We start from the raw sequence: 8452 nt of genomic DNA on the forward strand, positions 1-8452 counted from the left end.
TTGGGTCACGGAACCTCTCCCCTTCCCCGGTCATGTATCAGGTGTTTTGGTTTTTCAGTGCCCGCAGGGCGGCCATGCAGGCCGCCGCCAGCAAGACGGCTCCCAGAGCCATGAGTCCGGCACCGGCGCTGCCCGCCACATCCCCGATCCAGCCGGTGAGGGGCGAGGCGGGGATCATGAGCAGGCTGTAGGCCATGCTGTCCACACTGATCAGGGTGGCCCGACGCTCGCTGGGGAACCAGTCGTTCAGCCGTTTGCGGGCATGCAGGGACCAGATGGTGCCGAACATGGCAAACCCGGCGCCGCCGGCCACCGCCCCGGCCAGCGGGGCGGCGCCCATGGCCAGGGTGCACAGGCCGCACCCGGCGGTGCACACCGCGTACAGCCACCCCAGGCGGCGGGGACGCAGCCGGCCGCCGATCCAGCAGCCCAGCGGGTAGCCCACCTCGCAGAGCATGAGCACCACGCCCAGAAAGGCCGTGGGCAGGCCGATATCGGTCAGACGCTGCTGCAGGTACATCAGGGTGAGAAAAGCGGGCAGGTCAATGAGCGCCCCCGCGAAGATATACTGCAATACCCGGGGACTGCGGCGCAGAAAGTCCACCGTCTCGGTCACATGGGTGCGCAGGCTGGCGGGCAGTTCCGCCAGCAGGGTGCGCAGGGGCGCAGCCCGCCGGACTTGCTGTTCCGGGGTGGCAGCGGGTTCCCGCAGGCCCATGGCCGCCGCAGTGCGCAGCAGGCTGATCCCCGCATCCACCAGGTAGAAGGCGGTGAAGCCCAGCACCCCGGTGAGGGCCCCGGCCAGTTTGCCCAGGGCGGCACCGGCGGTCTCCACCTGGGTGGTGATGGTTTCCACCGAGAGGAAGCGCTCGGATTGTCCGGCCTCCTTCAGGCTGTCGTAGACCAGGGCCTCCTGGGTGCCGGAGACCAGATTGTAGGCCAGGGCGGACAGGGCCATGGAGGCGCAGACCCACAGGAAGTTCTGCTCAAAGGCCATGAGCAGGGCGGCCACCGCTGCCGCCACACCGGACAGGGCCAGTGCCCGACGGCGGCCCAGCAGGTCGGCGGCCATGCCGCTGGGCACTTCGGCCAGCAGGCTGACCACATGGAAGACGCCTTCGGAGGCGCCGATTTGCCACAGGCTGTATCCTCGGGCGGCCAGCAGGGCCACCCAGACGGCGCCGGTGATGTTGAGGGTGAGAACAAAGGAATAGGTATACGAGCACCGCAGCTGGCGGCGCAGAGATTGTGCATTCATGGTCGGAACACCTTTCGTTATCAATTACAAAATGGACAGGTGTTCCCTTTTATGCCGGAACGGATACAAAAAACGCGCTCCGGCCAAACGCCGGAGCGCGGAAAGGTTCCGTCACAGCGTTTGCCGAAAGGAGCGCGGCAAAACCGCACCCGGGCTAAAAAAGGGTACACTTCGAGACGGAACTGCTTATTTGTTGCCTTTAACCTGGTACAAATTGCACAGTGCCCATCCCATGGGGTGTACTCCTTTCCGCCAAACGGCAAACTCAGATTGGAAACAGTATACCACGGACCGGCCGGTCCGTGCAAGGGGAAAATGCGGGACTCAGAAATGCTCCTGCTGAGCCTGCAGGGCGGCCATCAGCGGCGGGATCAGCTGCTTTTTGCGGCTGACCACCCCGGGCAGCACCGCCTTGCCGTCCTTGGGTTCCACCCCGAAGGCGTCCCGGACGATGTTCTCCGCCCCATGGCCGCAGAACATCAGGTCGGTGGCCTGGTTCTGCATATCGGTGAACATATAGAAGATCATGGGCAGACCTTCCCGGCCAATGGCTTCGGGCAGGAAGGGTCCCACCAGCTCCTCGGCGGCGGCGCGGGAGCGGGCGGTCATGTAGCTGGACTGACCCACACCGAACTTCACATCGCCCCGGCTGAACACCTTGAAGTCGGAGAGGAAAACTTCCTCCGCCGTGCGGCCGGTGAGGTCGGCGCCGGCCTCGAACATCTGCTCGGCGTAGGAGGGGATGTCCACCTCCGCGATGGCGGCCAGGGCCTCGGCGGCGGATTTGTCCAGAGGGGTGGAGGTGGGAGAACGGAACATCAGGGTGTCGGACAAAATGGCCGACAGCAGCAGCCCCGCGATCTGCTTGGGCGGGGTGATGCCGTGTTCCCCGTACATCCGCCAGACGATGGTGGCAGTGCAGCCCACCGGCTCGTTGCGGAAATACACCGGGCTGCCGGTCTCCAGGCTGCCGATGCGGTGATGGTCGATGATCTCCAGGATCTCGGCCTGTTCCAGACCGTCCACGGCCTGGGTGCGCTCGTTGTGGTCCACCAGAATGACCTGCTTGCGGTGCAGGTTCAGCAGGTTCCGGCGGCTGACCACACCGCAGTAGCAGCCCTTTTCATCCAGGATGGGGAAATAGCGGTGGCGGACGCTGGCCATGATCTTGCGGGCGTCCTCGATGGGCGTATTGACGCTGAACTTGAGCAGGTCGTCCCGGCGCATGAAGTGGCGCACCGGAGCGGCGGTGGAGATGAGGCGGGCGGCGGCGTAGGAATCATAGGGGGTGGTGATGACAAAGCAGCCCTTCTCCTTGGCCCGGGCCAGGATGGTGCGGGGCACGGCGGCACCGCAGCAGACCACGATGCACCCGGCGCCGCAGTCGATGGCGCACATCTGGGTCTCGTACCGGTTGGTGACCAGCACCAGGTCGGCAGGGCCCACATTGTCCTCCATGACTTCGGGGCTGGAACCGATGAAGATCCGGCCTGCGGTGATGCGGGCATCCGGATCCCCGGCCAGCATCTCCCCTTCCAGGGTTTCCAGCACGTTGCGGTAGCTGGTGTTGGCCGAAGCCAGCACCCCCGTATCAAACAGGTCCATGTTGGCGTTGGCGATGTCCTTGACGGTGATGAGGCCCAGCAGCTCCTTGGCGTCGTCCACGATGCACAGGGTATCGATCTCGGTATCCCGCATCATGTTCCAGGCGGCACGCACGCTCATCTCTTCCCCGATACCGGGCTGGCGGCGGATGTCGATATCCTTGATCTGAGGACTGATGTCGGTGCACAGACGGGGTGCCTCCACCCCGAAATACTTGAGCGCAAAAGCGGTTTCCCGGTTGGGCACACCGGCACGGCGGGCTTCATAGGTGGCCCCTCCCAGCTTGTTCTTCAGCCAAGCGTAGGAGATGGCCGAACAGATGGAGTCGGTGTCCGGGTTCTGGTGCCCGATGATATTGACCTTACGGCGGGTGTTTGACATAGTACAACCCCTTTCCCTTTCCCTTCGGGGGCACAAGGCCCCCGGATTTGTTATGATTATAACATGCCAAAATCTTTTTTGCGATTCTTGACAACAAACGCGTTCTGACGTACAATTAAAATGTGTGTGCATGGGGTTGGCTTTTGCCGCCCCTTGCTGGATTTGTGAAAGACGAAAAAGAGGGATAACAAGTATATGATTCGGGAAAATCTTCGCAACATTGCTATTATCGCCCACGTTGACCACGGCAAGACCACCCTGGTCGACCAGATGCTGAAGCAGTCGGGCGCTTTCCGTGCCAACCAGCAGGTGGCGGAGCGCGTCATGGACTCCGGCGATATCGAGCGTGAGCGCGGCATCACCATCCTGGCCAAGAACTGCTCCTGTGAATATGAAGGCGTCAAGATCAACATCGTGGACACCCCGGGCCACGCCGACTTCGGCGGCGAGGTGGAACGCGTTCTGAAGATGGTCAACGGCGTTCTGCTGCTGGTGGATGCGGCGGAAGGCTGCATGCCCCAGACCCGCTTTGTTCTGCAGAAGGCTCTGCAGCAGAATCTGTCCCTGGTCATTGCCGTCAACAAGATCGACCGTCCCGATGCCCGCATTGCGGAAGTCATCGACGAGATCCTGGAACTGCTGATGGACCTGGGCGCCACCGATGAGCAGCTGGACAGCCCCATGGTGTTCTGCTCCGGCCGCAACGGCACCGCCAGCTACGACTGGACCAAGCCGGAAGAGGGCAAGGACCTGAAACCCCTGTTCGACACCATCCTGAAGTATGTGGCGCCGCCGGAAGGCGACCCCGACGCTCCCATGCAGATGCTGGTTTCCAGCGTGGACTACAACGAGTTTGTGGGCCGTATGGGCGTGGGCCGTGTGCAGAACGGCGTCATCAAGGTGGGCCAGAGCGTGCAGGTGTGCGACTGGCACAACCCCGACGTGCATATGACCGGCCGCATCACCAAGCTGTTCGACTTCAAGGCCAACGGCCGTGAGCCCATCGAGCAGGCCGAGGCCGGCGATATCGTGGCCTTTGCCGGTCTGCCGGACATCTCCATCGGCAACACCCTGTGCGATCCCAGCAAGGTGCAGCCCCTGCCCTTTGTGAAGATCAACGACCCCACCGTGGAAATGACCTTCAGCGTCAACGACTCTCCCTTTGCGGGCAAGGAAGGCAAGTACGTCACCTCCCGCCAGATCCGCGACCGTCTGAACCGCGAACTGCTGAAGGACGTGGCTCTGCGGGTGGAGGATTCCGCCACCACCGACTCCTTCCGGGTCATGGGCCGCGGTGAAATGCACCTGTCCATCCTCATCGAGACCATGCGCCGGGAAGGCTACGAACTGCAGGTTTCTCCCCCGCACGTTCTGACCCATGAGGAGGACGGCAAGACCATGGAGCCCATGGAGCGGGTCGTCATCGACGTGCCCGAAACCTACCAGGGCGCTGTCATGACCGCTCTGGGTGCCCGCAAGGCCATCCTGATGAACATGCAGATGATGAACAGCCGTTCCCGTCTTGAGTTCCGCATGCCCAGCCGCGGCCTGTTCGGTTACCGCAGCCAGTTCCTCACCGACACCCACGGTGAAGGCATCATGAACACCATCTTCGACGGCTATGAAGAATGGTGCGGCGACATCGCCACCCGGTCCTCCGGCTCCCTCATCAGCTTTGAGACCGGCGATGCCGTGACCTACGGGCTGTTCAACGCCCAGCAGCGCGGCACCCTGCTGGTCACCCCCGGCGAAAAGGTTTACGCCGGCGAGGTCGTGGGCTACACCCCCACCGGTGAAGACATCACCGTCAACGTCTGCAAGACCAAGCACCTGACCAACACCCGCGCCTCCGGCAGCGATGATGCCCTGCGCCTGGTGCCCGTTTCCAAGTTCAGCCTGGAAGCCTGTCTGGAATTCCTGGCTCCCGACGAACTGCTGGAAGTCACCCCCGAAAACCTGCGCATCCGCAAGCGCATCCTGGACCACGACCTGCGCATGAAGGCCGCCAGCAAGAAGAAGTAATCTCTTCGGATGCCTGCCCTGTGAGATAAAACAAACCCGCCGCCCGCAAGCAGCTGCTTACGGGCGGCGGGTTTTTCTTTGTTTTTTTACAGCGCCGGACGGCAGTAGGCAAGCCGGGGACTGCCGTTGGCCAGCAGGATGCGGCCGCAGTGCACAAACCCGTTCTTGGCCAGCAGGTCCTGCATCACATGGTTGTCGGCGTGGGTGTCCGCCCGCAGGGGCAGACCTTTGGCCGCACAGAAGGCAAAGCAGGCCCGGGCCACCCCCGCGGCCTTTCCGTTGGAGGCCAGACGGTGGATGGTGAGATAGGGATTGTCGTTGGGCCACGCGCCGTCATAGATCACCTGATAGGTGGGTTCAGCCCCGGGGATGGCGCAAAAGGTCCCCACCATCTCCCCCGCTTCTTCCACCACATAGCAGACGCCCCGGGCGATCTCTTCCTCCATCAGGGCCGCCCCGGGGTAACCTTCCCGCCACTGGTGGGGGTTGCCGGTGCGCACCATAAAGGCCTTGGCGGCGGTGAAGATGTCCAGCAGGACCGGCAGGTCCCGGGGTGTGGCAGGGCGGATGGTCATGAATGAAACTCCTTACAGAAATTATTTGCCGGAATCGCCGTAGTTCTTCAGCACACGGGCGCTGGGGTCGTCCACATCGCATCCCGGCCATGCCTTGTTGGGCATCCAGAAATCCACGATCATGCCGGCCTGACCGGGATAGTACTTTTCAAACAGTTCCCGGTAGAGCAGGCTTTCCTTGGTGAAGGGACGGCAGTAGGTGTACCGGCCGGCGCGCTCGGCAAATTCCCGGTCGGTGTACTTTTCCTCGGCGTACTCCTTCAGGATGTCCACCATGGAGTGACCCACCGCGTCGGAGAAGGCGGCCTTTTCCCGCCAGAGGATGTTCTCGGGCAGCCAGTCACCCTCAAAAGCCTTGCGCAGCAGGTACTTGCCCTTGCCGTAGGTGTTCAGCTTGCGGGCCGGGTCGATGGACATGACGTACTTGACGAAATCCAGGTCTCCGAAGGGCACCCGGGCTTCCAGACTGTTCACGCTGATGGAGCGGTCCGCCCGGAGGACGTCGTACATATACAGCTCCCGCACCCGCTTCTGGCTTTCGGCCTGGAAGGCGGCGGCGCTGGGGGCGAAATCGGTATACTTGTAGCCGAAGAGCTCATCGCTGATCTCCCCGGTGAGCAGCACCCGGATGTCGGTGTGCTGGTGGATATACTTGCAGACCAGGTACATGCCCACCGAAGCCCGGATGGTGGTGATGTCCCAGGTGCCCAGCATGGCCACCACTTCCTCCAGGGAGTTGAGGACGGTGTCCTTGTCGATGATGACGTCTGTGTGGTCGGCGCCCAGATACTCGGCGGTCTGGCGGGCATACTTCAGGTCGATGGCGTCGCCGCTCATGCCGATGGCAAAGGTGCGGATGGGTTTGCGCAGCTTTTTGGCCGCAATGGCGCAGACCAGGCTGGAATCCAGGCCGCCGGACAGCAGGAAGCCCACGGGGGTGTCGGCGTCCAGCCGCTTTTCCACACCGGCAATGAGCTTTTCCCGGATGTTCTTGAGGATGGTGGGCATATCGTCCCGGTTGTAGGCGGGGGTGTCGGCGATATCGCAGTACCGCACGAACCGGCCGTTGCAGTAGTAGCTGCCGATGGGGAAGGGATAGATCTTCTTGCACAGACCAACCAGGTTCTTGGCCTCGGAGGCAAAAGCGATGGCGCCGCTGTCACTGTAGCCGTAGAACAAAGGCCGGATGCCGATGGGGTCCCGGGCCGCGATGATCCACTTTTTGCGGGCGTCATACAGCACCATGGCAAACTCCGCATCCAGATGGCGGAACATGTCCAGGCCGTATTTTTCATACAGGGGCAGGATGATCTCGCAGTCGGAATCCGACTGGAAGGTATAGCCTTCGGCCTGCAGCTGGGCCCGCACCGGGCGGAAGCCGTACAGCTCGCCGTTGCACACCACCAGACTGCCGTCCCGCTCGAAGGGCTGCATGCCCTCGGGGGTGACGCCCATGATGGCCAGACGCCCGAAGCCTAAGAAGCCGAATTCGGTTTCCAGTACCCGGTGGTCGTCCGGTCCGCGGGAAGCGGTACGCAGCAGATACGCGGTAAACTGTTCGCGGGTCAGATCATGCCCCGCATAGCCCATGACACAACACATTTGGCAGCACTCCTTTTTGCCGTTTCTTTGAACAAATGGCAAAAAAATTGACAGCCCATTCGTCCCGACTTCTTTAGGACGAATCGCTGTCTTGATCCGCGGTGCCACCTAAATTACCGCATGCCGACCAAAGCATACGGTCCCTTTCCGTATACGTTCACCTTTGAAACGCTGCCGCTGTAACGCGCGGCCTGCGGCGCCCATACTGCCCCGTGACGGGGGTTCCGTTTGCAGCTCGCGGGTGTTCTTCCCTGCCCCGGCATCGTCCCGGCTCACAGCATCTGTCGGGCTCTCTGTGCGGTGCGTGTTGGGCGGTACTTTTCCCGTTCAACGCTTTTCTCAATTGCTATGGTAGCACCGGAATCCGCCTGTGTCAAGAACAAATCCCCTGCCCCTTTGTGGAGTTGCACAAAAATGGCCCGCATTTAATTCCTAGCATTTTGCAAGGAAATGACTTGTACTTTCCCCGCCGGCATGGTATAGTATTAGCCGTAACAAAACTTACCAACAATGGGAACAAACCTATTTTGATTCGGAGGAAACCCATGCTTGAACTGAAACACGTCGGCTACGAGACCGACGATAACAAAGAGATCCTGCATGATGTGAGCCTGACGGTGAACGACCGCTTTGTGGCCATCACCGGCCCCAACGGCGGCGGCAAGTCCACCCTGGCCAAGATCATTGCCGGTATTTATCAGCCCACTTCCGGCCAGATCCTGCTGGACGGGGTGGATATCACCCACATGAGCATCACCGAGCGCGCCAACCTGGGCGTGAGCTACGCTTTCCAGCAGCCGGTGCGGTTCAAGGGTCTGCGGGTCAAGGACCTGCTGAGTCTGGCCGCCGGCAAGGACACCAGCGTGAACGAGGCCTGCTCCTACCTGAGCGAGGTGGGCCTGTGCGCCCGGGATTACATTGACCGGGAAGTGAACGCCAGCCTGTCCGGCGGCGAGCTCAAGCGCATCGAGATCGCCATGGTGCTGGCCCGGGGCACCAAGCTGTCCAT

The 8452-nt window shown here is 61.9% G+C and carries 6 protein-coding genes; 2 read left to right on the plus strand and 4 right to left on the minus strand.

Annotated features, from left to right (window positions below; all coding sequences use genetic code 11):
- Positions 1-37: 37 nt before the first annotated feature.
- Both Q0K17_RS09195 and Q0K17_RS09200 read right to left on the minus strand, forming a co-directional pair.
- A complete protein-coding gene (locus tag Q0K17_RS09195; protein ID WP_294542463.1) occupies positions 38-1258 on the minus strand; it encodes an MFS transporter in 1221 nt (406 codons plus the stop codon).
- Between the two features lie 324 nt (positions 1259-1582).
- A complete protein-coding gene (locus tag Q0K17_RS09200) occupies positions 1583-3244 on the minus strand; it encodes a putative manganese-dependent inorganic diphosphatase (protein ID WP_294542464.1) in 1662 nt (553 codons plus the stop codon).
- A gap of 195 nt (positions 3245-3439) precedes the next feature.
- On the opposite strand from Q0K17_RS09200, the gene typA reads away from it, so the two are divergent.
- Complete coding sequence (gene typA, locus Q0K17_RS09205; protein WP_294542465.1) at positions 3440-5266, plus strand: translational GTPase TypA; 1827 nt, start codon at positions 3440-3442, stop codon at positions 5264-5266.
- Positions 5267-5352: 86 nt separating this feature from the next.
- Here the strand turns inward: typA and Q0K17_RS09210 are convergent, their stop codons facing one another.
- Both Q0K17_RS09210 and asnB read right to left on the minus strand, forming a co-directional pair.
- On the minus strand, positions 5353-5841 hold the full coding sequence (locus tag Q0K17_RS09210) for an N-acetyltransferase (RefSeq protein WP_294542468.1): 489 nt from the start codon (positions 5839-5841) through the stop codon (positions 5353-5355).
- A 21-nt stretch (positions 5842-5862) separates the two neighbouring features.
- A complete protein-coding gene (gene asnB / locus Q0K17_RS09215) occupies positions 5863-7431 on the minus strand; it encodes an asparagine synthase B (protein WP_294542470.1) in 1569 nt (522 codons plus the stop codon).
- A gap of 557 nt (positions 7432-7988) precedes the next feature.
- On the opposite strand from asnB, the gene Q0K17_RS09220 reads away from it, so the two are divergent.
- The coding region (locus Q0K17_RS09220) for an ATP-binding cassette domain-containing protein (RefSeq protein WP_294542476.1) at positions 7989-8452 on the plus strand (464 nt) is incomplete at its 3' end.

The sequence above is a fragment of the uncultured Gemmiger sp. genome (assembly GCA_944388105.1).
Classification (GTDB): domain Bacteria; phylum Bacillota; class Clostridia; order Oscillospirales; family Ruminococcaceae; genus Gemmiger.

What these genes read in the sequence shown, in the direction of transcription:
- typA (WP_294542465.1), top strand. Translation starts at nt 3,440, where the DNA reads ATGATTCGGGAAAATCTTCGCAACATTGCTATTATCGCCCACGTTGAC.
- Q0K17_RS09210 (WP_294542468.1), bottom strand. Translation starts at nt 5,841, where the DNA reads ATGACCATCCGCCCTGCCACACCCCGGGACCTGCCGGTCCTGCTGGAC.
- Q0K17_RS09195 (WP_294542463.1), bottom strand. Translation starts at nt 1,258, where the DNA reads ATGAATGCACAATCTCTGCGCCGCCAGCTGCGGTGCTCGTATACCTAT.
- Q0K17_RS09200 (WP_294542464.1), bottom strand. Translation starts at nt 3,244, where the DNA reads ATGTCAAACACCCGCCGTAAGGTCAATATCATCGGGCACCAGAACCCG.
- asnB (WP_294542470.1), bottom strand. Translation starts at nt 7,431, where the DNA reads ATGGGCTATGCGGGGCATGATCTGACCCGCGAACAGTTTACCGCGTAT.